Annotated in this window: 14 protein-coding genes; 1 reads left to right on the top strand and 13 read right to left on the bottom strand. The window is 62.9% G+C overall.

Translation table 11 applies throughout. The features are described 5' to 3' along the window. Nucleotides 1–32: 32 nt before the first annotated feature. From L21SP4_RS04425 to L21SP4_RS12895, 9 genes are all read right to left on the bottom strand, one after another. Nucleotides 33–3,539, bottom strand: a complete 3,507-nt coding sequence (locus L21SP4_RS04425) for an alpha-L-rhamnosidase (protein ID WP_160300666.1) — start codon at nucleotides 3,537–3,539, stop codon at nucleotides 33–35. A 95-nt stretch (nucleotides 3,540–3,634) separates the two neighbouring features. After that, complete coding sequence (locus L21SP4_RS04420) at nucleotides 3,635–7,156, bottom strand: alpha-L-rhamnosidase (protein WP_082116524.1); 3,522 nt, start codon at nucleotides 7,154–7,156, stop codon at nucleotides 3,635–3,637. Nucleotides 7,157–7,215: 59 nt separating this feature from the next. Further along, entirely contained in the window at nucleotides 7,216–9,336 is a 2,121-nt protein-coding gene (locus L21SP4_RS04415; RefSeq protein ID WP_160300663.1) for a sulfatase-like hydrolase/transferase, read from the bottom strand. A 10-nt stretch (nucleotides 9,337–9,346) separates the two neighbouring features. Next, complete coding sequence (locus L21SP4_RS04410) at nucleotides 9,347–9,598, bottom strand: hypothetical protein (protein ID WP_052881524.1); 252 nt, start codon at nucleotides 9,596–9,598, stop codon at nucleotides 9,347–9,349. Nucleotides 9,599–9,667: 69 nt separating this feature from the next. Next, nucleotides 9,668–10,882 carry a uroporphyrinogen decarboxylase/cobalamine-independent methonine synthase family protein gene (locus L21SP4_RS04405; protein ID WP_052881523.1) on the bottom strand — a complete coding sequence of 405 codons (1,215 nt, stop codon included), beginning with the start codon at nucleotides 10,880–10,882 and terminating at the stop codon, nucleotides 9,668–9,670. Between the two features lie 128 nt (nucleotides 10,883–11,010). Further along, nucleotides 11,011–12,540: a cellulase family glycosylhydrolase gene (locus L21SP4_RS04400; protein ID WP_082116522.1), complete on the bottom strand. Its 1,530-nt coding sequence runs from the start codon at nucleotides 12,538–12,540 to the stop codon at nucleotides 11,011–11,013. 14 nt (nucleotides 12,541–12,554) lie between these two features. Next, nucleotides 12,555–13,643: a hypothetical protein gene (locus L21SP4_RS04395; protein ID WP_052881521.1), complete on the bottom strand. Its 1,089-nt coding sequence runs from the start codon at nucleotides 13,641–13,643 to the stop codon at nucleotides 12,555–12,557. Nucleotide 13,644: 1 nt separating this feature from the next. Next, nucleotides 13,645–15,105 (bottom strand): hypothetical protein, encoded by a 1,461-nt coding sequence (locus tag L21SP4_RS04390; RefSeq protein WP_144413749.1) that lies wholly within the window; start codon nucleotides 15,103–15,105, stop codon nucleotides 13,645–13,647. A 13-nt stretch (nucleotides 15,106–15,118) separates the two neighbouring features. Further along, on the bottom strand, nucleotides 15,119–16,225 hold the full coding sequence (locus L21SP4_RS12895; protein WP_052881519.1) for a uroporphyrinogen decarboxylase family protein: 1,107 nt from the start codon (nucleotides 16,223–16,225) through the stop codon (nucleotides 15,119–15,121). Nucleotides 16,226–16,375: 150 nt separating this feature from the next. Here L21SP4_RS12895 and L21SP4_RS04380 point away from each other — a divergent pair, with 150 nt between their 5' ends. Then, complete coding sequence (locus L21SP4_RS04380) at nucleotides 16,376–17,212, top strand: helix-turn-helix domain-containing protein (protein ID WP_052881518.1); 837 nt, start codon at nucleotides 16,376–16,378, stop codon at nucleotides 17,210–17,212. Here L21SP4_RS04380 and recD2 read toward each other — a convergent pair. The 4 genes from recD2 to dprA all read right to left on the bottom strand — a co-directional run bounded on the left by recD2 (nucleotide 17,202) and on the right by dprA (nucleotide 23,512). After that, nucleotides 17,202–19,403 carry an SF1B family DNA helicase RecD2 gene (gene recD2, locus L21SP4_RS04375; protein WP_052881517.1) on the bottom strand — a complete coding sequence of 734 codons (2,202 nt, stop codon included), beginning with the start codon at nucleotides 19,401–19,403 and terminating at the stop codon, nucleotides 17,202–17,204. The genes L21SP4_RS04380 and recD2 overlap by 11 nt on opposite strands. After that, nucleotides 19,387–19,638 (bottom strand): FmdB family zinc ribbon protein, encoded by a 252-nt coding sequence (locus L21SP4_RS04370; protein WP_052881516.1) that lies wholly within the window; start codon nucleotides 19,636–19,638, stop codon nucleotides 19,387–19,389. The genes recD2 and L21SP4_RS04370 overlap by 17 nt, the downstream gene beginning before the upstream one ends. Before the next feature lie 215 nt (nucleotides 19,639–19,853). Then, the gene (gene topA, locus L21SP4_RS04365; RefSeq protein ID WP_052881515.1) at nucleotides 19,854–22,382 is read right to left on the bottom strand and encodes a type I DNA topoisomerase; all 2,529 of its coding nucleotides are present in this window, start codon (nucleotides 22,380–22,382) and stop codon (nucleotides 19,854–19,856) included. After that, nucleotides 22,379–23,512, bottom strand: a complete 1,134-nt coding sequence (gene dprA / locus L21SP4_RS04360) for a DNA-processing protein DprA (protein ID WP_074041384.1) — start codon at nucleotides 23,510–23,512, stop codon at nucleotides 22,379–22,381. The genes topA and dprA overlap by 4 nt, the downstream gene beginning before the upstream one ends. Between the last annotated feature and the right edge of the window lie 20 nt (nucleotides 23,513–23,532).

Genomic DNA, 23,532 nt, shown 5'->3' with positions numbered 1-23,532 from the left:
GCTTTCATTCCATTCGTTGCCATCCCCCTGTATCAGTCCATCACGCTGATGCGGATGTCGTCGATCTGGCCTTTGAAGAAGGCGTTGAGTTTGGAGCCAAGCTGGATGGGCCATTTTTTTGACGCGAGGGTGTCGCCGGGGGCAACGGGCAGCGTGGCGACCTTGCCGTCGCACTCGATGCGGGCGATGCCGTTGGCCGGGTCGAACTCGGCGGTGATCGTGCGCCATTCGCCGGTGTCGAGCACGGGAATTCCCGCGCTGTTTGCATGCACATCGGGCTTCAGGTTGGAACTGAACGCCATCTGGGCGAAGCCGGCCACCTTGAAGACGCGGAAGACGTGGGGAACGGCCAGCAAGACGGACTGGCCGGTCGGCGCTTCGTTGCGTACCGCCATTTCGACGCGGATGCCGCGGTGGCCGTCCCACTTGAAGAGCGATTCAGCGGTTGCGCCTTCGCCGTCGAAAGCGAGCACCTTGCCGCGCTCGGGATCGTCCACAATCCGCGCACCCTTGAGCGTCAGCCCGGCGTCGACATAGGGACCCTCCCCGACCGCATTCGGGACCGTCCCGTGCGGGCTCAGCGCCTCCATGTTCCACTCGATGACCGGAGTGAAGACGCCTGACGGCTCGGCGGCTGCCGCTTCTTTCGCCTTTTTGATCTCGAAGTAGCGGTTGGTGTCCTTGGCGGGGTCGTAGGGGTTTGCTTTGAAGTAGCGCCGGATCTCGTCGAGCCCGCCTTCGACGCCTTCGCCCTGCTTGAGCGGCGCATCGCCGGTGAGCGTGTGCGTGCCGGAACCCAGCGTTTCTTCTTTGCCGCCGGGCCACTGGACGGTGGCCGAGCAGTTCGGCGGCACTTCGGCGTTGAGCGTGACCTGGTCGCCGCTGCGCTCCCAGGCGACGCGGATCGGGCCGCGCGAGGAGTCGAAGCGGAAGTCCATCTGCTTCGGTTCGCTGCCGGTCCAGGGCTTGATGAAGAAATGCTTGAAGCCGGGTTGCGCCGGGTCGGGCCGCAGGCCGACGATGTCCTCGACGATCCATTGGCCGACGGGCAGGTAGCCGACGTGATTCTTACTTACCGTACCGCCGGTGAAGTTGAGCCCCCACTCGGGATGATCGAGGTCGAAGCGCTCCCAGGATGTGGTGGCTCCGGCATCGACCATGTAACCAAATGACGGCATTTCCGGCCGCATCGCCATGAACCAGGCGAGGTCGCCGTAGCCCTGTTCCGAAAGGGTCTGCAGCATCAGGCGAATACTGTCACTGCCGCCGGAACTGTGTCCCCCATAGTTTTCGACAGCGTCTATCAGATTTTTCAGAAAATGCGCTTCGAGATCGCCCGTGGCGGCACCGGAATACAGTCCATAGGTATAGATCGGCTGATCGTTGTAGTCCCAGGTGCCGTCGCCGTTGTCGAACTCGCTGATCAGTGCCTCGTTGCTTCGCTCGGCCATGGCGTCGTATTCCCGGGCTTCGCTTTCCTTGCCGAGGAACCGGGCCATGTCGGCCGTGGCCTGGGCACTGATCGACCACCAGGCGGTTCCGAAGGCCTCCTTCGAAACCGACTTCTTGAGTTGTCCTCGGTTCTTCCAATACCAGTCGCTGGGGTAGTCGGCACTGTTCCACCGGTCCTGCCCCGATCCGGGCGGCAGAAGCATCCCACGGCCCAGCCAAGGGCCCCAAATCTTGCAACCCTTCTGATTAACCGCCGTCCATTTGCCTGAAGGAGCATTCGCCTGGAGATAAAAATCGAGCAGTGCCTTGGCCTGGCCGTCGCCGTCGCCGTACTGGTCCTCCACGATACCGATATCGTCGTACAGGATATGCGCGTTGCGCGGGATCAGAGTGGCCGCGTCGGACCAGAATGGACAGGCGGCCGTTCCGAAGCTCGGCGCCCGGCAGCCGACCTGCCCGGGATGCGTAGTTCCTCCCCGATAGGCAACCTGGTCCCGCACGTCCTGCATCCGCTTCCGGTGGTGGGCTGCGCTGTCGAAAAAATACTCAATTGCTCCGACGTGGCTGGTATAGCCGTCGCCCAGCCAGGCGCAGCGCTCCGAACGTCCGGCGCAGCCCTGCAGAATGCCGGCCCGGAGATTCCCCAGGTAGGTCTGCCGGATCATCGCCCAGAGCTTGTTCAGGCGCTCGCTGGAAGAACGGAACGAGGAGACTTCGCGCATGGTGTCGGACAGGTGGATGACCTCGATTTCCTTGAGCGCGTCACGCGAGGGCAGCCCGCGGACTTCGACGTAGCGGCAGCCGTTGTAGTGGAACGGGATGCCCTCGAAATGCTCGTCGCCCGTTCCCGCCGCGATGTAGGTCGTCTGGTTCTCTGCGTTGTGCCTGAGGTTGCGGGTGTCAATCATCCTGTCTTTGCGCAGCACTTGGGCATGCCGCAGGTGGACCTCATGGCCTTCGGGAAGACTCACGGTAAACCGGCAGACCCCGGCCCACTGCTTGCCGAAGTCGATCACATAGACCCCCGGCTCCGGTTCGTATTCAGTGACCGGCTTGAGCACTTCGGTGATGCGGCAGGGGGCGACCGGGTCCGGGTCGAAGAGCGTGCCCTCCTTCGGGGCGGAGACCACGGCCTGTTTCCAGTCGCTGTCGTCAAAGTCCACCGTGGTCCAGGCGGGATCGAAGAGGCGGGCGTCGTAGGTGCCGCCCAGATTGAAGTCCGCCGAGCGCCAGGGGCTCCGCTCCTGCATGCTGCGCCAGTCGGGGCCGGTGGCGACGGTCTCGCGCGAGCCGTCGGCATATTCGATTTCGAGCTGCGCCCGCAACCGCGTCACAAAATCCTGACCGTAGCTTCCAAATTTACCGTCCGCGAACGAACCCCGGCCGAGGATCGCCGCGATCGCGTTATCGCCCGCTTTGAGCAGGTCGCCCACGTCGTAGGCGCGGTAGAAAATGCGGATGCCATACTGGGCGATCGACGGGGCGAAGCGGTCTTCGCTGACGAGTTGGCCATTGATCCAGCCGCGGTAGCAGCCCAGCGAGGAGAGGTAGAGCGTGGCGGTTTTGACCGGCTTTTCGATCGACCACTCCTGGCGGAACATGCGCACCGGATGGTATTCGAGCAGCTTGTCGCGGTTGCCCGCCAAGGCGGCAATCTCCGGCGAGGTGATCCATTGCGACTTCCAGCTTTTGAGGCCGGTGAAGAAGCGCTGCGGGTCGGTCCAGTCCGAGGCCTTGCCCTTCTCGTCAAAGACGCGCACCTGCCAGTCGAACTGCGAGGCGGGCGCGAGCGCCGGGCCGCCGTAGGGCACATCCAGCGTGTCGTCCGATTCGACTTTGCCGCTGTCCCAGACCGCTTTGCCGTCGGGCGTGGCGACCTTGATCTGATAGGCTGACTGCGCCGCGCCGTCGCGCCCGTCGGCATCGAGTCCCCAGGAAAACTCAGGGGTCTGCCCCGGCTTGAGAATGGCCGTCTCCAGCCGTTCGCACTGCGGCCAGACCGGGCGAAGGGTTTCCGCCTGGACGACGCCACTTATCAATACCGCCGCGAAAGCGGCGATCCATCGTGTTGTTTTTTGTGTCATCATCTTCATTTTCTCCTGATCGGTTTCCCGAGCCGCAAAGCAGCGGCCCTCTCTGTTCAACTCGCTGCTTTCATTCCATTCGTTGCCATCCCCCTGTATCAGTCCATCACGCTGATGCGGATGTCGTCGATCTGGCCTTTGAAGAAGGCGTTGAGTTTGTTGCCGAGGATAATGTCCTGCGTTCTGGGCCTGAGAATATCCTTGCGGTCGATTTCCAGCGTGGCGACCTGACCGTCGCACTCGATGCGGGCGATGCCGTTGGCCGGGTCGAACTCAGCGGTGATCGTGCGCCATTCGCCGGTTTGAAGGACCGGAATCCCGATATCATTGTTCCGCCGATCAGGCCGCTGAACCGAGTTGAACTGAAACTTGGCAAACCCGGCGACCTTGTTCAGTGAAAACACAAAAGGAACACCCAGAAGTACGGACTGCCCGGCCGGGGCTTCGTTCTTCACCATCATCTCGATGCGGACGGCCTTGTTCCCCTGCCAGGCTCCCTCCGCCGTAGCAAGCGCATTTTCACCGTTGAAGGACAAGACCTTGCCACGCTCAGGATCGTCCACGAGTACGACACCTTCCAGCAACAGCTCGGCTCCGGAACCACCGGAGAGGCTGTTGCCGACGTGGCCTTCGGCGGTCACTGTCTCCATATCCCAGAAAATGACCGGGGTGAATTCGGTTGCCGTCACCGCGACGGCTTCAGCCATCTCCTTGGCCCGCTCAGCCTCCTTGATTTCGAAGTAGCGGTTGGTGTCCTTTTCGGGATCGTAAGGATTCTCCTGGAAGTAGCGCCGGATCTCGTCGAGGCCGCCTTCGACGCCTTCGCCCTGCTTGAGCGGCGCATCGCCGGTCAGCGTGTGCGTGCCGGAACCCAGCGTTTCTTCCTTGCCGTTCGGCCACTGGACGGTGGCGGAGCAGTTCGGCGGCACGGTGGCGTTGAGCGTGACCTGGTCGCCGTTGCGCTCCCAGGCGACGCGGATGGGTCCGCGCGGGGAGTCGAACTGGAAGTCGATCTCTTTGGGCTCGCTGCCGGTCCAGGGGCGGATGAAGAAGTGCTTGAAGCCGGGCTGCGCCGGATCGGGCCGCAGGCCGATGACGTCCTCGACGATCCATTTAGCGACGGAGTTCAAGCCGACGTGGTTCATGTCCGCCGTGGTGAAATTGCGAAGCAGTCCCCACTCGGGATGATAGAGGTCGAAGCGTTCCCACATTGCGGTGGCGCCCGATTCGATCATGTAGCCGAAGGAAGGCATCTCTGGACGCATGGCCATGAACCAGGCCAGGTCGGGGTAGCCGTTTCGCGAGAGCGCGATCAGGGTGTTGAAGAACACATCAGTCCCGCCCGAGATGTGGCCGCCGTAGGATTTGACGGTCTGCAGGAGGTTCTTCAGGAAGACGTCCCGCAATTCACCCTGTGCCGCGCCGGTGATCAACCCGTAGGTGTAGATGGGCTGGTCATGGTAGTCCCAGGTGCCGTCGCCGTTGTCGAAGTCTCGGATCAGCGACTGTCGGCTGCGCTCGGCCATGGCTTCATATTCGGCGGCTTCGCTTTCTTTGCCCAGATACCGTGCCATATCGGCGACGGCCTGCGCGCTGACCGACCACCAGAAGGTTCCATAAGCCTCCTGCGATGCAGAGGACGGCATCTTGTCCCTCTGGAACCATCGACTCGGAAAATCGCCGGAGTTCCATCGATCCTGCCCCGATCCGGGCGGCAGTGTCATCTTTCGGTCAAGCCAAGGCGCCCAGAACGCATAGGGTGGTTCGGTCTTTGTAAACTTGCCCGACAGTCCGTTCTGCTCGAGTTGGAAGTCCATCAGCGCACGAACCTGCCCCGGCCCTTCGCCGTAAACGAATTCGAGGATAAACGGATCGTCGTAGAATACCTGCGTGCCCTTCGAGACAATGGACGCCGCATCGCTATAGAACGGAGACGGAGCCCCGCCGAAACTCGGCGCCCGCATCCCAAGTTGCCCCGGATGGGTTTTTCCTGGGCGATAAGCAACCTGATCCTGAATATCCTGCATCCGCTTGCGGTGATGCGCGATACTGTCGAAGAAGTAGTCGATAACACCGATATGGCTGGTGTAACAGTCGCCCAGCCAGGGGGCCCGTTCATTGCGCCCAACGCAATCCATCACGATTCCGCTCTTGAGGTTACCGGAATACGCGCGGCGGATGATCTCCCAGAGCCCGTCGAGAGTGGGAACCGATGTGTCCAGTGTGGAGGCGGCCCGCATGGCATCCGCAAAATGGATCACTTCCAAATCCTCCAGCGCCTCCCGCGATGGCAGACCGCTGATCTCGACATATCGACTGCCGTTGAAGTGAAAGGGTAGCCCCTCGAAACGTTCGCTCTTGCCGCCTGCCGAGACATAGACGGTTTCGTTCTTCGAGTTGCCCCTGTAATTCCAAACGTCGAGCGTCTTGTCTCTGGCGAGCACCTGGGCGTGGCGCAAGCGAATCTCGTGGCCCTCGGGAAGGGTGACGGTGAAACGGGCTACGCCCGTGAACTGTTCGCCGAAGTCGAACACATACACTCCCGGCCTGGGTTCATATTCGGCAACCGGCTTCAACACGTGGTTCGGTCGGCAGGGCTGCACCGTTTCGGGATCGACGCGCGTGCCTTCTACGGGCGGCGACACCACGGCCTGCCTCCAACCGCCGTCCTCGAACCCCGCAGTGGACCAGGCGGGGTCGAATAAGCGGGCGTCGTAGATGCCGCCGAGGTCGAAGTCGGCCGCCTGCCAAGGGCTTTTCTCCATCATGCTGCGCCAGTCGGAACCCGTTCCGACCGAATCGCGTGACCCGTCGGCATATTCGATTTCAATCTGTGCCAGCAGGCGCGTAATAAAGTCCGCACCGAAGGACGTAACTCTGCTACGGGTCAACGAACCGTCTCCGAGCAGCACGGCCAGGGCGTTGGAGCCTTCCTGGAGCAGTTCGGTCACGTCGTAGGCACGGTAGAAGACCCGATACCCATACTGCGTCGCCGATGGCGCGAGCCGGTCTTCGCTGACGAGTTTCCCGTTGATCCACCCCCGGTAGTTGCCCAGCGAGGTGATGTAGAGCGTGGCGGTTTTGACCGGCTTTGAAAGGTCGAACTCGGTGCGCAGCATGCGTGCCGGATGATCCTCCTCGTAGAGGCGCTTCGCGTCCTCTTCCGCGATGGCGACGATCTCCGGCGAGGTGATCCACTGCGCCTTCCAGTCGTCCAGCCCGGTGAAGAAGCGCTGCGGCTCGGTCCAGTCCGAGGGCTTGTCCTTCTCGTCAAAGACGCGCACCTGCCAGTCGAACTGCGAGGCGGGCGCGAGCGCCGGCCCGGAGTAAGGCACGTCGAGCGTATCCGCCGACGACACCTCCCCGCTGTCCCAGACCGTTTCTCCGGCGGGCGTCGTCACCATGATCTGATAGGCCGTCTGCGCCGCGCCGTCGCGCCCGCCCGCATCCAGCCCCCAGGAAAACTGCGGAGCCTGCTGCGGCTTGAGGATCGCCGTCTCCAGCCGCAGGCACTGCGGATAGACCGGCTTGAGCTGGACGGCGGCAGCGGCGGTCGCGCCGCCCAGTGCAATCAATGCCCCGCACAGCAGGGCGATCATTGTGGTCGTTCTCTTTTTCATCGTTGTGGTCCTTTCTCTTTCGGTTTCTACTCGTTTTTTCTTTGTGTAAGGCAATCCGCTCAGTCCATCACCTCGATGACAACGTCGTCGATGCAGCCCTTGAACGGGGTATTGAGCGCCCTGCCGATCAGCAGGGGCTTCCCGCCGCCGGTGAGCACATCGCCGCTGGTGCGCTGCGCGCTACCGCTCTTTTTGCCGCATTGGATGAGGAGCTTACCGCTTTTGGGATTGTATTCGGCGACGATGTTCATCCATGAACCGGGCACAAGGCCGATCGTTCCGGCGTGCCCCTCTTTCATGTTGCGCTGACCGGCCGTCAGCCCGTTGAAGCGCACGGCCTGAGCAACCTTGTTGATCCGGAAGCTATTGGCCGTTCCAAGGATAACGGACTGCCCGGCACCGCTTTCGCTCTTGACCATCATGGAAATGCGAACCCCCTTGTGGCCCTGCCAATTTCCGACCGACTGGGCGACATCGTCGATGCCGTCGAAGCGCAGGACGTGGGCCTGTTCGTCATCCTCGAACATCATCGCCCCGCCGGGGTCGAGGTGGCAGGCGGCGTAGGGGCCGTCGGTCACCCGGTTTTGAATCAGGCCGTCGTCGGTGAGCGTCTCCATGTCCCAGTGGATCACTTTTATCCATGCGGCATCGGAGGAGAGCGTCCCGGCCTGTGCGCGGGCCTCCGCCTCCCGCTTTTTCCGCTCATATTCGCGCAGCTCAATCCCCTGCTCCGCTTCGTGCTTCGGCAGCCATTTGCGATGTTCTTCGAGGACAGGCGCATATTCGAGATCGTCGGCCAGGTTGGTCAGCTCCCACGGGTCGGAGCGCTGGTCGTAGAGTTCCTCAGAGCCGTCGGCATAACGGATGTAGCGGTAGTCCGCCGAGCGGATGGCGTGGTTGCCGGGATAGAGCGTCATCAGCTCCGGCTCGGTAGCCGGGCGCGACGGATCTTTCATGTAGGGCACCAGGCTTTCGCCGTCGAATTCGGCGGACGGCTCCACCGGATAACCGGCCAGCTCAACCAACGTTGGATAGATGTCCACCAGCGACACCGGGGCATCGACGCGGCTGCCGGGAATGGAAACGCCGGGTGCGACGATGAGCAGCGGCGAGCGGTTGGCCTGCTCCCAGAGGGTGTGCTTGGTGACGGTGTTCTTGTCGCCGAGGTGGAAGCCGTGGTCGGACCACAAAACAATAATCGTATTATCCGCCCGACCGCTGGCGTCGAGCGCGTCGATCACGCGGCCGATCATTTCGTCGGCAAAGTCAGCGGATGCCTGGTAGGAGCGGATCATCGCACGGATGCCGCCGGGCGACTCCGGCGGATGGTTGGTGACATAGTCGAACTGGAAGCCAAGGTATTTCTGAAAATCCTTTCCGCCCTGCGGAATGTCGTCGAAATCATCGGCCGGGCGCGGCGGCTCTTCCAGGGTTTGGAAAGGATACTTCGCATAGTTTTCCGGCGGCGACCAGAACGGGATGTGCGGTTTGAAGATGCCGACGGCGGTGAAGCGCGGCGTGGCGTAGGGCTCGGCCATGCGCGTCTCGGCATACTCCACCGTATCTTCGTCGATCATCTTTTCATCGGTCGGGCCCCAGTCATACAGCGGCGAGCGCATACGCGGCGCATTTTCAGCCGTCATGCCATTGATCCGGCGTTCGCCGCCGAAGGGCAGGCGCTGATATTCGCTGACCATCGGCTGAAACTGCTGAAAGAGCGGATAGTGCTTCCGGTCGAAGGCCACGCGCGGATTGTGATGCAGGATCTTTCCGGTGCCGACGGTTTCGTATCCCTGCCGCTCGAAAAACTGCGGCAGCAGCTCGCGCTCGGGAAGGATCTGCGACCACACTTCGTGATTGCCGTAGATGCCGGTGGTGGTGGGCCGCTGCCCGCTCAGCACCGCCATACGCGACGGATTGCAGATCGGCGCTGCACAGTAAGCGCGCGTAAAAAAGGTACCCCGCGCCGCCAGCCGTTCCAGGTTCGGCGTCTTGATCGGGTTGGCCGGATCATACACGGTGAGCATGTCGTTGAGATCGTCCACCGCGATCATGAGCACATCCGGTTTTTCCGCAATAGCGGAAAAACGAATTAAAAACAACACCGCTGCCGTTCCGACTATTTTAGAAATCCGCTTTAACTTCATTGGTTCATTCACTTTCAATTTAATGTTCATCATGCTCCTCCGATCATTCTTCGCTGGTGATCTTGAATAGGACCGCGCGTGTATTGGGACCGGACTGGAAGGTCGTTCCATCGTTCAAAACCGCCCGGATCGCGGGCTGCTTGTTTTCCGGTTTCCCCGGCAGCCAGTCTTCGATCAGGTTGCAGAGGGTGACATCGCGCGAGCGTTCGACCACAAACAGCGATTCATCCTCCAAAAAGCCGGTCCAGGGCGTGGCGCCAAAGCCGCTGAGGAAGACATTGCGGGAATTGTCCACCTTGAGAATCGGCGAACCCCCTTCTTTATGAACATCCCGATGTCGGCAAACTCCTTTGCACGTGATACGTCACATCTTCTCGATGATTGTCCTCGTATAGGCCACCCACTTTCGCACGCGGCCGGGATCCTTCTCGACGGTCTCGACATCCTTGAGGGTGATGTCGAGGTGAAGACCGCGGCAGATCTCGAGATCGCGGGTGATTACTTTGCGGATGCGCTCTTCGTTGTATCCGTAGGCGACCATATCCGCGGGACTGGGGCGGTAACTCATGACGTAGTCGGTACCGATCTGTTCCGCGCAGCGGGCGACGTCGGCGAAGGGCGTGACGGCGATTCGGCGCAGATTCGGAATCCTGCGCAGGATATCGATCTTGCGCGTCAGGTCTTCGCAGCACCCGTAGGCCGTCAGGCCGAACTGCTCCATGATCGGAAGCTGATACTGAATCAGAAACTCGTCCTGCATCTCCGGCGAGACCATGGTGAATTCCTGCGCGGCGACGAACCCGAACAGCTCAGAGCGCTTCATGCCGCGCCGATTCGGCGCGGGATCCACCAGCCCGCGCGCGTACGGGGAGGCCTGGTTGAGCGTGGCCGAGGCCCCCCAGTCGCCGGCGTCCTCCGCCTCCTGCTGCACGCGCAGCACCCCATCGCGCATGAACGCCAGCAGGGCGTGGAGTTCCTCGGGATCCTCCAGCATATCAATCATGAAGTTCTCCATCCCGCGCAACAGCCCCAGGTCGCTCGAGATATCCCCGTGCCAGTGCATGTAGTACGGCGCGCGGTTGAGATCGATCGTCAGGATGTCGCCGATCGCCTCGCCGGCGCGCTCGTAACGCTCCGCCGTCGCCGCCTCGTCGATGCGATGATGCGGCGCGCGCAGTTTCTCGCGCCATTCCTCCAGCTCTCTGAGCACGTAGTCGACCTTGAACGAACCGCCGATATCATCGGTGTGCTGTTTGTCGATCTGGACCCCCCAGTCCATGTCGTCGAACACGGCGCGGACCGACAGGTAGGGCTCGAACACCGTGTCGTCGCCAATCGACGCGGCATAGAGCAGGTCACGCAGCATGAATTCCAGCTCGCGATGGAACGGGTCTTCACCATGACACTCCGACTGAGGCAGCTCGGAGAAGGCGTACTGCCGGACATGGATCGGCGGGCGCGGCGCCTTGAAGTCGTGCAGATCCCGCCACAGCTCGCGCCGTTCATCCATCACCGGATCGGCGGCCACGGCGGCGTATTGTTTCGCGAGATCGCGAAGTATATTCAGATCGTTGTTCATGGGTTAACCCTCGTTTTACATATGCGGCTCACAGAGCCGCCGCTACATCGCGACATTACGAACTCGCGTCTTCCCTGAAGCGACCGTCCTGCGGCTCATAGATCCGCCGCTGCAGCGCCCGCAGGCCCTTAATCCTGAACGCCCGGGAGCACCTTAAGTGAGGTTCGTTCCTTCACGCCGGGCCACGTTTTCACGTAGAGCCGCTGGGTGGCCTTATCCCACGAGAACGCCCGGGTTTTCATTTTCGCGGGATTCTCGAGCACGGAGAGGCCGCCCTTCCCTCCCGGGTCGAGCTTCATGACGAGGTCGTGGTAGAAGATCCGCAGGCCGTCCTCGTAATGGCGATCGAGCGGCAGGTAGATCTCCGACGGCGCGGAGGCCGGGCCCGGCGTGAAGTCCAGGGTGAATTCGCGCGTGGCGAAGTCGTAGTGCCAGGTGTGCGCCACCCCGGCGATATAGATCGGCCGCGGGCGGCACATGACGTCGACCACGTATTTCCGTTCCGGTCCGAGCGCGTGGCTGGGGCCGTGGAACATCGCCCAGGTACGGTTGAAGACCCCGTTTTCGAGATCGCGGCTCCCGCTCCACCACGCCTTGAGCATCCCGATCCCGAAGCGGTCGAAGAGATTGACCGTCCGCATGAAATTCAGTTCGTACACGAGCTGCGTCTCGAGATCCTCGTCCGTGTTTGGGAAGGTCGGCGGCCCGTATTCTCCGATGATGACCGGAAGGCCGAGTTCGCCCGCGTGGTTCAGGTAGGTCTGCAGCGCGTAGTTCGGCTTGGCCCCGTAGTAGTGCGGCGCATAAACGACGCGTTCGCGGTCGAGATTCGTCAGGGGATACCCGGACGGCAGGCCCGTCTTGCGGTGATTGGCCACGGTATAATGCCAGGACTGGACCAGCGCCCACTTCTCCGGACTGATCGAATGAAGGCGATCGATCACGCGTTCGTAGAGCGGCCAGAAGTACTCGGTCTGAAAGTGTTCGTTATCTTTGAAATCCTCATAGACCTCCCAGATGTTCTTCCGCGCCCCCCCGGTGGCCGCGAGCGGCTCGTTGAGCAGGTCATACCCCCACACGGCGGGCTCATCCGCGTAGCGCTCAAACATCATCGCCCATGCGTCGACATATCGGTCCTGCAATCCGTCGCGATTCAAAAAGAGGGCCGCCCAATGATCTTCCGTGAGATCCGTGTAGACCTCGCCGGTCAGGTCGTAGAGCGTGAGCTTGAAGATCGTCTTGAGCCCGTTCTCCTTCCCAAGCCGCACCATGCGGTCGATCTTGTCGAGATAAGATTGTTTCAGCTCGGAACCGGGGAACCCGCCGAGGCGGGTAAGACCGAGGCGGATGACTTGAACATTGAACCCGTACGCACGGGTCCGCGCATACGAGGATTCCGGGTAGGTGTAATCGCCGGTCACATCCTCGGTGTTGACCACGAACCCGTTCGGGATGAAATGACGCCCGTGCTCATCACGAAACCAGGGGCGTGCGGGGAGTCCCTCGGGCGCGACGACCTCGGGCCAGTCCTCGGACGGCTCGGCGGTGAGCTTCATCGTCGGCGGCGGCGGATCGAAATCCGGGACGCGCGTTTCTTCGGCCCGGCCCATATGGATTCCACCGAACAGCACCATCACCATCACCATTCCTGTTCTCATCCTATCCTCTCTCCTTACTCGCTCTTCGCGACACGTGCGTCCTTGCCCACAATTCTCTCTCCGCTCTTGATCTGACGGTACAGCACATCGGCCTGTTCGGCGGACGTACACTGAAAATGGAGATCGAGCCCCTCCGCCGGAAGGGTATCGACGATCCGGTTCATGTCCTCGTCCGGAAGCGGGATCGACCAGCTCCCCAGCATCAGCGGACGCCCGTCGCCCATGATCGCCCGGGCGGTTTCGAGGCGCTGTTCCGTATCCGGCCCGCCGGGATCGTTGCCGAATTCGAACGCAACGCTCTCCGGCAAGGCGAGCATTTCGAGGTTGTTCTTACAGCCCGCGGAGTGCGTGTGGAAGAGCGCGGTATCGAATTCCTCAAGGATGCGGCGGTGCGGCTCGAGCATGAGGTCACGGTAGTGATGCGGACCGACCAGCGCGCTGAAATCCTCGACGAACAACCCCGCCCACCCCGGCTGCCAGGAACCGAAGAGCGTCGGCGACCACTCCCGGAACCCGGCCGAGCGAAACAGCTCTTTTTCGAAACGGATGACGTCGATCGTGAATTGCGCGGCGGCGTCCGCGGCGGCCCGCACGGCGTCCGGCTCGCTCATCATCTCGACCATCAGGTTTTCCGGTCCCATGAAGGCGGAGAGGATATCGAACGGCCCGGCGTAATCGGACGGAACGGGCAGGTAGGTGTCCCAGCTCCACTGCTCGAGGAGCACCTCGAGGCGCATCAGATACGCGCGGTAGATGGAGTGACCGGGATCGAAGGGAAGGATCTTCACCTCATCGATGGAATCCGCGGTATGAACGGCCCAGGACGTATTCGCCTCAAACTTCGCCTCCGCGCCGGCGACGGCGGGATAGAGGACCGTGCCGAAATTCACGCGTGCCGTGATCAGCGAATCCTGAGGGACCGGCGCGTGATGGAGTGCCTCGGCGTTGGCGAGTGCGCGTGCGGCGAGTTCGTCGACCGGCACGTCGACGTCCAATCCGCCGAACGGAAGATCTTTGGGATAATAGCTGTTGACCAGCGGGGACGCGTTCTCCCGGTTCCACCAGGAGACGTACTTCTCGGCCTGCGCGCGAAGGTCTACCATGTCAGCGGGTATCCTCTCCCATAACGAGATCTTTGATCAGCGGCGAGACCGAGGGATCCTCCGTCGTGAGGGCGAACGTGAACCGGCAACGACCCTCGGGCGGCGGATTGAGCCGATAGGCAAGGTCTTTTCCGGGCCAGAGTTCGACCGTCTGCGACGCCTCGGCGCGACCGTCTCCGTCGCGGTCGTATTCGACCGTCATCACGGCCGTGACCGCTTCATCGCGGTAGACCTCCAGTTCCTTCCAGGCGATCCCGATCGGGCGTTCGTAGACCATGTAGAGCGTATCGCCGTCGACCGCCAGATCGCCGTCGCCGGTCCCGAACTTATTTCCGGCCTCCGTGGGCTGTTCCCAGGGATCCTCCGGACCGAAGACCTTGTTTTCCAGGCGCCATCCGCGCGGGAACTCCTCCGGCGTCGTCCAGGCGTAGCCGATCAGGTACCGGCGATGCGGACCGTCGTCGAAGACCATGTGCCAGCGGTTATTGAAGAAAAGCACATCCGCGTCCCCGGTGTGTCCGCCCACATCGAGCACCACCCCCTCGTCCTTCCATGGCCCGGTCGGGTCGTCGGCCGAACAGCAGGCGATTGAATGATCGTCCTCGTTGAACAGATAGAAGCGCGTCCCGTCGGTACAGATGCCCGGATCGTGGCCGTTGGTCTCGATCGCCTCATGTTTGGTCAGCGTCATATCCCCGGTGGCGGTCCAGATCATATTGACGAACTCAAATTCCGCATTACGGCGCAGGCCTTCGACGGGAATGATCCAGCGGCCGTCGACGAACAGCCAGTCATTCGGTGAACAGGCCTTGGCGAAAGGCGTATCCCGGTGTTTCGGATCCACGTACGGATGGGAGCCCTCGACGAGGCGGAACGGATTGACGCCGGCCTTGAGCGGTTCGAGCGAATCGGCCACGGAGAACCCGATCCCGTAGTACGCCCACGGGCCGAGGCAGTAGAAGAGCATCCACTGGTCCCGGTACGGGCCGGTTCCGCGTTCCAGGGCCGGATCGTTCGCCCCGTTATCGACCCCGCCGGGCGGGAGGAGCAGTGAACGGGCCGTCGCGTGAGGGTCGTCGGTGGCGCAGACGAGCGGATTGCCGTCGAACCGCGTCCATCCGGTACGGATGTCCTGCGGGGTTCCGTAAGCCAGCATGGTGAGGGTAACCGACTCCGGCGTCGATTCTCTCCACTCCGACCGCCAGCGGCCGGACGACACGAACGCGGTCGTCTCCCAGAACGGCCGATCCGCCTCGCGTTTCTCGAGCATCAGCGCCCCCGCACCCATGAGGTCCGATCCCTGACTGACCGTTGGCACCGGGACGACCGCCGCACCTTCGCGCTCCGCCGCGGTCAACGGGAACGGCTCATCCGCCGTCGCCACCACCGCCGCAAGCGAAACCACCAGAACCGGAATACCGAAAAACCGCATTACACGCTCTTTTCCATATTTTCCTGCCATGACCCCATGCCCTCTATTCGTATTTCCCGTACGTCTCCGCGACCTCCTGCATGACGCGGATGTTCTCGTCCGGGGCATCGCGCGGGGTCTGATCGCCGGTGGAGAGGATGAATCCGCCGCCTTCCGCGGCATCATCGATCGCCTGTTTACAGGCGTCGGCGACCTGTTCGCGCGTCGCGCGCAGCATGATTTCCGTCGTGTGAAGATTCCCCTTGAGCGCCAGCCGGTCGCCGTACCGTTCCTTGACTTCCTTCAGCACGCAGTCGCCCATCGGCGGAATTTCGAGCGGTTCGATCGAATCCAGATCGGTCTCTTCGGCGCCGATCCGTACGAGATCGAGTTCCTTTCCGCAGCAGTGAATGTGCGTGGGAATGTTCTTCTCCTTCGCCATCGCCGTTACCTTCTTCATCCATTCGAGGACGAGGTCCCGAAAGACGGGTTCCGGGTTGAAGAGCATCATTCCGCTGTTCCCCAGCATCAGCGCATCGGGCTCCCAGGAGAGCAGTTCCCGGGCGCGTTCGAGCATCGCCTCCCCCTCCCGACGCTTCTCCTCGCGCACCGCGGCCGGGTCATCGTAATAGCGATAGATTTCGTCCTGACGCGAGGAGAGACACGGAAGACACACCATTGGCGCGACCAGTCCCGTTTCTCCGACGTACTCGCGCGCGTCTTCGAAATACTCGCGATCGAACTTTTCGTAATTACGGCGCACCTCCGTCCATGACTCCGGTTCCTCCGGAATACCCAGGATCGAGAGTTCGACGAGATGGGCGGAAGGCTCGTTGCGGTGATAGACGGTGGCGGTCGGGCTCCACGCGCGTCCGTCGTCCGTTTCCGTGAGAAATCGGGTGATCATCTTCTGCTCTTCCTGGTGGACGATCACCTCGCGCGTATTCGTCTCAGCGGGGATGTGGAGCCCGAAAAACCCGTCGACGCCAAAGTGGGTCGCCGCATCCGCCCGGCCCTTCCAGACCGGAGGATCGTTGAAGAGCAGCATCTCCCAGGACGGGCGGCCGTTCATCAGGCGCATCGGGATCATCTCCCACATATCCGGCGCCGCCGGCACATGGTCCGGAATTTCATTGCGCAACGCCGCGATCAAACGCTCCCTCGAAGTCATTCCCATCTTCTCCCGTCCATGAGTTTGCCCCCCCCCGTCTGCCCCGAGATCTACAGAACGCAGAGAAGGCCTGAAATATGATCTTTTTTATTAGTACTCATTAACGATTAAGTCCTACACTCGCGTGATATATAAATACGGTGAAGTGATATGGTGAAAAAACTTAAGTTCAAGAATATCGCGCTTCCGGGACACAGCTTCTACCTCGCGCGCATGGAATACTACCCCGGAACGCGGTTTGTGATGCACACCCACGACTTCGCCGAGATCACCTGGGTCGAATCCGGCGAGGGGCAGATGACGGTCAACGGAAAGATGTTGCGGCTGAAGGCGGGGGACATCTTTTTCAGCCGGCCCCACGACGTGCATTCCGTATCGGGCGCGGGCCATTCATCGACCCTGACCAATTTCACCTTCCCGGTCGAGGCGGCGCTGGCGATCGAGGAACGCTATGCACCCGACATGCCGCGTTTTTTCGGGCGGACGGATAAGATGCCCTGGTCGACGAACCTGGACGAGGCGAGTTGTGAACGCGCGGATCAGATTTTCCAGGATCTGGCCGCCGCGCCGCGCGACCGGTTCGAGCTCGATCGCGGACTGATGAATCTCTTCGAACTGGCGCAGCGGCCCACGATGAAACTCCCCCTGGAGGACGCCCCCGACTGGCTGCGTTGCGCGGTCTTCCGCATGGGACGGGCGGAAGTGCTTTCGCGTGGATTGCCCGAGTTCCTGAGCTACACCGGGCGCTCGCCTGAACACACGTCGCGCGAGTTGAAGAAGTATACGGGCAAGACCCCGACCGAATTCATCAACGATCTTCGGATCGAACACGCGGCGCGGCTGCTCTGCATCACGTCCAAAAGCGTACTGGATATCGCGCTGGAATGCGGCTTCGAGAACCAGGGATGGTTCCATCGCTGCTTTCGAAAGCGATTTGAGGTCACGCCCCTGCAATACCGCAAGAAAAACCGGGCGCCTATGGCCTGAGTTCATCCTGCAGCCGTTGCCGGAGCATGGTGATGCGTTCGCGGGCTTCAGCGCGTTTGACCGCGATCCCCAGGGCCTTGCGGGTGCCTACAAAGATCGCCAGCGTTCTGGCGCGCGTGAGGGCCGTATAGATGAGATTGCGCTGCAGCATCACGTAATGCTGCGTGTGGACCGGGATGATCACGCAGGGGTACTCGCTGCCCTGGCTCTTGTGAATGGTTACCGCATAAGAGAGCTGCAGCTCGTCCAGCTCCTGCCATTCGTACTTCACCCGGCGGCCATCAAATTCGACCGTCAGTTCCCGCTCCTCCGCATCGATGCTCCGGATCCAGCCGATATCGCCGTTGAACACGTTTTTATCGTAGTCGTTTTCCGTCTGCATCACCCGATCGCCGACGCGAAAGACCGTGCCGAAGCGTTCCACTTCCTCGCCCTTCGGGTTCAGGGCGGACTGAAGCACGTCGTTGAGATGGCGCACGCCCAGCTCGCCGCGCATCATCGGGGCGAGCACCTGGATATCCCGGACGGGGTCGAGCCGGAAACGGCGCGGGACGGATTCGCGTACCAGCTTCCGGATGAGGTCCGCGCCCTTCTCCGGTTCCTCGGCCTGAATAAAGAAGCAGTCGCCGTCGCCGGAATCCCCGGGGAAGTCGGGCGCCGCGCCTTCGTTGATCCGGTGCGCGTTTGTCACGATCCCGCTCTGCGCGGCCTGGCGGAACACCGTGGTCAGGCCGGCGACCGGGATCACGTTCGAGCGGATCACGTCTCGCAGAAAGCTCCCCGGCCCTACCGAGGGCAGCTGGTCTTTGTCGCCGACCCAGATCACCGCCGCCCGGTCCGGCAGTGCGTCGGTGAACTGCGCGGCGAGTACTGCGTCGAGCATGCTGCTCTCGTCCACAATAAAGACATCGCCCTCCAGCGGCGCATCCCGGCCGTGCCTGAACCGGCCGCTTCCGGGATCGAACTCCATCAGCCGGTGCAGCGTGCGCGCCTCCAGGCCGCCCGACTCCGACAGCCGCTTCGCCGCCCGCCCGGTCGGGGCGCAGAGCACCACCCGCAGGCGTTTGGCCGTGAAAATTCTCACCAGCGCGCGCACGAGGGTCGTCTTCCCCACGCCCGGCCCGCCGGTGAGCACGGAAACGGCCGACGAAGCCGTGATTCCGAGTGCCTCCCGCTGCGAATCCGAGAGCGTCAGCTTGAGTTTCTTCTCGACCCATTCAATCGCCTTTGCCACGTCGATCGGGGGCATGGGATGGCCGGTGGACATCAACGCACGGAACCGGCGCGCGATATGGCGCTCGGCATGGTAGAGCGGCGGCAGAAAGATAAGGTCGGAATCCAGCGGGCCCGGTTCGCGCATCAGGCGCTCGTTCGAGATGCCTTCGTCGATCGCCCGCCGGATGCGGTCGTCGTCGATTTCCAGAATGCGTTCGGCGTCGGCGACGAGCTGCTCGACGGGACAGGCGCAGTGCCCCTGCCCCGTCCATTCGGAGAGCACGTATTCCACACCGGCGCGCGCGCGGAGCATCGAGTCCTTTTTCACGCCCAGCCGCTCGCCGATCAGATCCGCGGTCCGGAACCCGATCCCGCGGATATCGCGCGCGAGGCAGTAGGGATCGCGCTGCAGGGTCTCGATGGCCCGGTCGCCGTAAGTTTTATAGATCCGGTAGGCCCGGCTGGTCCCCACCCCGTGACTGAAGAGGAAGGTCATGATCTCACGCACGACCTTCTGCTCCTCCCAGGCGTCTTTGATCCGTTTGCGCCGGACGGTCCCGATGCCTTCGACCCGTTCGAGGCGCGCCGAGGCGTTTTCGATCACATCGAACACGTCGCGTCCGAAGACCTTCACCAGCCGGCTCGCGTACTCGGGTCCGATCCCCTTGATGAGACCGGAACCGAGGTAGCGTTCGATACCCTCGAGCGTGTCCGGGGCGGCGGTGCGGATCTCCCGGGCCTTGAACTGGCGCCCGAACTTAGGATCGCGCACCCACTCGCCCTCGGCGGAGAGCCATTCGCCCGGATTCACGGCGGAGGCGGTGCCGACGACGGCGACGAGGTCTCTGTGGCCGCGGACTTTGACCTTGAGGACGCTGAACCCGTTGTCCTCGTTACGATAGGTGACGAGTTCCACCTGCCCGCTGATCGCGCCGTCCCCGTCCGATCCGCCGCGCCGCTCAGTATTCTTTTTCATATTCCCCTCTACCGAGGCGGCGGAGCTTGGTGAACCCCTTCTCTTTCGCGCGATCGTCCAGCCCGCTCCGCGAAAGGCCGACCTTCGGCGCCGACCATTCACGGATCACCGGCGCGCCGCAGGCGGGGCACTGCTTCAGCGGTTCGTCCGGGATCGACTCCAGGCGCTCAAACCCCTGCCGACACTGATCGCAGCCCCGCGCGCCGGGCTTCAGTCTGTATTCGCGTATCGGCATGACTAAAAGCTGAACCTCCCGCTGCCGGCTCGAACCTTTTCAGTTCCATCGACGGCGCAGCCGGAACATACCTCAAGCATGGCCGCGTATTCCAGCGCCGATCCGGAGGCGGTGCGCTCCGGACTCGTACTCGTTATTAATCCGATCCAAAACGCCGGATCGCGCCTCCGGCGGTTCGAGTACGCGTACGAGTACGTGTAAGAGTCAGCATTCCCCTACTTCTTTTTCGGGGTGCGGGTCTTGCGCGGGGGCGGAAGATCGAGTTCCTGCTGCTTCTGTTCGTAGTCCGGGATCTGAGCGGCGTAGCGCGCGGCCATTTTCTTCAGGGCCGCGAGCTGACGGTCGCTCAGCGCGCCGCGCGACTTGAGATGGTCGCGCAGTGACCCGTAGAACGATTGGTCGTCGAAGGTGCGCTTGCCGCGTTTCTGCGGCTCGGCCCACTCGGACACGGACTGAAACAGATCGAGAATCCGCTGCGCCGTCTCGCCGTTGGCGCCTTCTTCCTTCTCATCGAGTCCGAGCGCCGTCTTCTCCTTTTCCCAGTCCGGAATTTGGTCGCGGTACTTGCGCAGCATCCGGTCCAGCGCGGCGATCTGGCGGTCGGACAGCCTTTTGCCCTGCTCCACCTGGCTCGCGAGCGAGCGGTGAAATTTTTCGTCGTCGAAGGTCCGCTTTCCAACCTCACGCGGCGCTTCGAACTCGACGCCGGACAGCAGTTCGATCTTCCGGCGCGTCTCATCGCGGGGTTTCTCCGGGGCTTCCAGTCCGAGCTGATCGACGAAGGACTGCGGAATCTGGTCGATATAGCGGCAGGCCATCCGGTGCAGCATCTCGAACTGGCGGTCGGTGAACTCCTCGCCCTGTTCAACGCGTTCCCGCATGTCCTTCACGGTCTGGGCATCGTCGTAGGTGCGGCGCCCGCGTTTCACCGGCGGGTTCCACTGCGACACGTGCTCCAGCGCCTCGAGATAGGGCCGGACGCGTTCGGGTTCGACGCGTCCGCGCGCCTCCGCGATCCACTCGGTAAGCGAGGGATAAAAGCGGTCGAGCATCTCCGTCCATTCGACCTCGCCCTCTTCCACGCGGTCGAGCTTGTCCTCCATATCCGCGGTGAAGTTTACCTCGAACAGATCGATCTGGTTCTGTTTTTCCAGTTTCTCCGCCGTCTGCCGGACGAGATGGATCAGTTTTTCCCCGACCTCAGTGGGGATGAGCGACCTCTTTTCGCGCCCGACGTAATTGCGCTCGTCGAGTTTTTCGATGATCGCGGCGTACGTGCTCGGCCGGCCGACGCCGTTTTCCTCCATGGCGCGGATAAGGCTCGCCTCGGTATATCGCGCGGGCGGCTGGGTCTGTTTTTCTTCGGTGACCCAGTCCAGCCGTTCGAGGCCGTCGCCCTGCGCGAGCGGCGGCAGCGGCTTTTCGGCGTCGCCGTTCTGATCGTCGCTTTTGTTTTTCTCGATGCCGGTCGCCTTCATGTACCCAGGGAAAAGCACGTCCGAGGCGGAGGCGCGGAACAGGTAGTCGTGTTCGCCCGAGACGGCGATATCGACGGTTTTCTGCGCGATGCGCGCGGGAGACATCTGGCTGGCGACGAACCGACGCCAGATCAGGTCATAGAGTTTGCGGTCCTCGGCGCCGGCATCCCCGAGGCTGTCGGCGGTCACGCCGGTCTCCGTCGGGCGGATGGCCTCGTGCGCCTCCTGGGCGCTGCCGCGGCTGCGGTAGGCGTTGGGTTTGTCCGGACGGTATTCCTTCCCCCACGTCTGTTCGATATACGCGCGGCATTCCTCGCGGGCCGACTGGGCGACCGCGACCGAATCGGTTCGCATGTAGGTGATCAGGCCGGCCTCGTAGAGGCGCTGGGCGACGCGCATGGTCCGGCCGGGGTTGAAACTGAGCACGTTGGACGCCGCCTGCTGCAGGGTACTGGTGATGAACGGCGGGCGGGGGCGCTTCCTGACCTCGCGCTCCTTGATCTCCGCCACGCGCCAGTCCGCGCGATCCAGATCGGCGCACACCGCATCGAGCTGCTCCTTCGTCCGGATCGCCCCCTTCTGCAGCATGCGGTCCTTCACGCCCACCGGGTCTTCGTCGATCTTGTGCAGCCGCACGCGAAACGGGTCGAGCGGCTCCTCCACCCGGCGCACCTCGGCCCCGAGCAGCCAGTAGGTTTCAGGAGTGAACGCGCGAATCTGTTCCTCGCGGGAGACGACCAGACGAAGGGCCACGGTCTGGACCCGGCCGACACTGGACGCACCCCGGAGGCTGCGGCTGACGACAGGGCTGCCCTTGAACCCGACGAGGCGGTCGATCACGCGCCGCGCCTGCTGCGAATTCACGCGGTTCATGTCGATGCGCCCCGGATTCCCGAAGGCCTTCCGGATGGCGGCGGGGGTGATCTCGTTATAGGCCACGCGGTAGAAGCGGTCTTCGGGCACCGCGTCCTTCATCTCCTCGTACAGGTGCCAGGCGATCGCCTCCCCCTCCCGGTCCGGGTCGGGGGCCAGATAGACGGCCTCGCTCTGACCGGCCGCCTTTTTCAGATCCGCGAGCACTTTCTTGCCGCGGCCGGTCGACACGTAATCCGGCTGGTAGCGGTCCTGCACCCGCACGCCCAGCCGCTTCTCCGGGAGGTCGCGCACATGGCCCATCGATGCCTTGACCGTGTATTCCGGCCCGAGAATCTGGCCGATCTTTTTGGCCTTGGCCGGCGATTCAACAATTACCAGATACTTGCTCATAGTCCTCCGCCTTCTTCGTTCATGCCCCGCAGCGAGGCGTCCAGTTCGACCCGCCGCCCCGGAAGGAGGCGGATCACGTGCTTCATGACGAGCCCCATGAGCAGGCCGCTGACCCGGTGCGAGGGCATGCCGGCTTTCCGGGCGAGCCGGTCCACGTCCATGCTCTCCTCCCAGAGGGCTTCGACCACGCGCCGTTCCTCCGTTGAAAGCGCGGTGTCCGGACGCGCCGCGGCGGGCTCCGGCGCCGCGCCTTCGGGGAAGAGAAGCTCGAACTCATGGACGATGTCGTCGATGCTGTCAACAAGACAGGCGCCGTTTTTTATCAGCCGGTGGGTGCCGCGCGACGACGCGGAGTCGATCCGGCCGGGCACCGCGAACACGCTCCGCCCCTGTTCCAGCGCGGCGTCGGCGGTGTGCATGGCCCCGCTCCGCTCGTCCGCCTCCACGACCAGCGTGCCCGCCGAAAGCCCGCTGATCACGCGGTTCCGACAGGGGAACGTCCACTTGTCCGCGTCCTGCGTCATCGGAAACTCACTGATCACGGCGCCGGTCTCCGCGATCTCCTCCGCGAGCGAGGCGTTCTCGGCGGGATACAGCCGCTCCAGCCCGGAACCGAGCACGGCGACCGTGCGGCCGCCGGCCTTGAGCGCCGCGCGATGGGCGGCGGTATCGATCCCGCGCGCCAGTCCGCTGACCACACAGCACCCCGCGCGTGACAGGGCGCAGGCCAGCCGGTCCGCGCAGGCGCGTCCGTACGCCGTGCATCGGCGTGAACCGACGACGGCGACAGCGCGGGGATCGCTGCGCGGCAGCGCGCCGCGCACGTACAGCGCGAGGGGCGGATCGTAAATTTCGCGCAGCGCCGCAGGATAGTCGTCGTCCAGCGGGGTGACGATATGCGCGCCGGCCCGCGCCACGCGGCGCAGTTCGCGATCGAGGTCGATCCCGCGGCACTGGCGGGCGATCGTCGCCGCGAGCGAGGGACCGATGCCGGACGCGCGGGCCAGATCCTCCGGCGAAGCGTGTAAAATCGCGTGCGCGTCCCCCAGCGTGTCGATCAGCGCGCGGACCCGCACCGGGCCCAGCCGCTCCACCATGTTCAGGGCGATAAGCGACTCACGTTCGTCCATGAGATCGGAGGGGGATGTGG

Source organism: Kiritimatiella glycovorans, assembly GCF_001017655.1.
GTDB lineage: Bacteria > Verrucomicrobiota > Kiritimatiellia > Kiritimatiellales > Kiritimatiellaceae > Kiritimatiella > Kiritimatiella glycovorans.
This window is presented reverse-complemented; position numbering and strand designations above follow the sequence as displayed.

Bases quoted from the DNA above. Each gene is read 5' to 3' on its own strand.
- L21SP4_RS04425 (WP_160300666.1), bottom strand. From the start codon at position 3,539: ATGATGACACAAAAAACAACACGATGGATCGCCGCTTTCGCGGCGGTA.
- L21SP4_RS04420 (WP_082116524.1), bottom strand. From the start codon at position 7,156: ATGAAAAAGAGAACGACCACAATGATCGCCCTGCTGTGCGGGGCATTG.
- L21SP4_RS04415 (WP_160300663.1), bottom strand. From the start codon at position 9,336: ATGATGAACATTAAATTGAAAGTGAATGAACCAATGAAGTTAAAGCGG.
- L21SP4_RS04405 (WP_052881523.1), bottom strand. From the start codon at position 10,882: ATGAACAACGATCTGAATATACTTCGCGATCTCGCGAAACAATACGCC.
- L21SP4_RS04400 (WP_082116522.1), bottom strand. From the start codon at position 12,540: ATGAGAACAGGAATGGTGATGGTGATGGTGCTGTTCGGTGGAATCCAT.
- L21SP4_RS04395 (WP_052881521.1), bottom strand. From the start codon at position 13,643: ATGGTAGACCTTCGCGCGCAGGCCGAGAAGTACGTCTCCTGGTGGAAC.
- L21SP4_RS04390 (WP_144413749.1), bottom strand. From the start codon at position 15,105: ATGGCAGGAAAATATGGAAAAGAGCGTGTAATGCGGTTTTTCGGTATT.
- L21SP4_RS12895 (WP_052881519.1), bottom strand. From the start codon at position 16,225: ATGACTTCGAGGGAGCGTTTGATCGCGGCGTTGCGCAATGAAATTCCG.
- L21SP4_RS04380 (WP_052881518.1), top strand. From the start codon at position 16,376: ATGGTGAAAAAACTTAAGTTCAAGAATATCGCGCTTCCGGGACACAGC.
- recD2 (WP_052881517.1), bottom strand. From the start codon at position 19,403: ATGAAAAAGAATACTGAGCGGCGCGGCGGATCGGACGGGGACGGCGCG.
- L21SP4_RS04370 (WP_052881516.1), bottom strand. From the start codon at position 19,638: ATGCCGATACGCGAATACAGACTGAAGCCCGGCGCGCGGGGCTGCGAT.
- topA (WP_052881515.1), bottom strand. From the start codon at position 22,382: ATGAGCAAGTATCTGGTAATTGTTGAATCGCCGGCCAAGGCCAAAAAG.
- dprA (WP_074041384.1), bottom strand. From the start codon at position 23,512: ATGGACGAACGTGAGTCGCTTATCGCCCTGAACATGGTGGAGCGGCTG.